We start from the raw sequence: 1,255 nt of genomic DNA, 5'->3' as shown, positions 1-1,255 counted from the left end.
CCTGTCACCGGGGTGTCTGACTCTTAGCGTGGCTGCCTTCGTGGCTTGCATGTGAATTGTCGACACCCGGTGGGAGGACCGGCCGGCGTGACTTGATAGGAGCGTGGCATCGCCCCCGACTGAGGTTTGTCCGCCGGCCGGCCCGACCGTCCCTGTCCCTCAAGAGAACGAGGAGGCGATCTCCATGGTCGTCGTGATTGGTGCGGACGTCCACAAGGCGACTCACACGCTGGTCGCGGTGGACGAGGTCGGCAAGGTGCTCGGGCAAGGGGTGTTCCAGGCTCGCCGGGAGGGTCACCTGAAGGCGTTGGGCTGGGCGCGCCGTTCGTTCAAGGACGCGGAGCTGGTCTGGGCGATCGAGGACTGCCGCCACCTGACCGGGCTGCTCGAGCGGGACCTGCTCGGCGCTGGGCAGACCGTGGTGCGGGTCAGCCCCAAGTTGATGGGCGCCACGCGACGTGCCGGTCGTGAGCGGGGCAAGTCCGACCCGATCGATGCGACCGCGGTGGCCCGTGCCGCCCAAGCCCACCCGGACCTTCCGGTGGCCCGCCACGATGAGGCGTCGCGGGAGCTGAAGCTGCTGGTCGACCGGCGTGAGGACCTGGTCGCCGAGCGCACACGGATGATGAACCGGCTGCGTTGGCACCTGCACGAGATCGACCCCGACCTTGCCCCACCGGCCCGGTCGTTGGACCGGACCGTGGTCGTCGTCACGCTGCGCGCCCAGCTCGTCGAGCTCGAGAGCCTGGTCGCACAGATCGCGGTCGAGGTGCTCGATGACATCGCCGTGCGCAACGCTCAGATCCGCTCGCTCGAGCGACGCATCACCGCAGCGGTCGAGCTCGCCGCACCGGTGCTGCTCGAACTGCCTGGGTGCGGTCCCTTGACCGCGGCCAAGATCGTCGGCGAGACCGCCGGGATCGACTGCTTCACTTCCGAGGCGGCCTACGCGATGTTCACCGGCACCGCCCCGATCCCCGTGTGGTCGGGACAGACCGCCGGCAAAGTCCGCTTGAACCGTGCCGGGAACCGGCAGCTGAACGCGGCGCTGCATCGGATCGCGATCACCCAGGTTCGGCTCGGCGGCCCCGGCCGGGACTACTACGACAAGAAGCGCGCCGTCGGCAAGACGTCCACCGAGACCTACCGCTGTCTACGACGCCAGCTCGCCCGCACCGTCTACAACACCCTCAACCACGGCATGGCAGCGGCACCCGACGCAGCCATGCCCGCCGCCGCTTGACATAGGAGATTC

The 1,255-nt window shown here is 68.8% G+C and carries 1 protein-coding gene; it reads left to right on the top strand.

Features of this window, described 5'->3' with window-relative positions; genetic code table 11:
• Positions 1–184 precede the first annotated feature (184 nt).
• Positions 185–1,243, top strand: a complete 1,059-nt coding sequence (locus IF651_RS17285; RefSeq protein ID WP_191830369.1) for an IS110 family RNA-guided transposase — start codon at positions 185–187, stop codon at positions 1,241–1,243.
• The last annotated feature ends 12 nt before the right edge of the window (positions 1,244–1,255 follow it).

The organism is Cellulosimicrobium arenosum (assembly GCF_014837295.1).
GTDB lineage: Bacteria > Actinomycetota > Actinomycetes > Actinomycetales > Cellulomonadaceae > Cellulosimicrobium > Cellulosimicrobium arenosum.
Note: the sequence above shows the minus strand (reverse complement) of the source record. Positions and strands in the feature narration are given on the sequence as shown.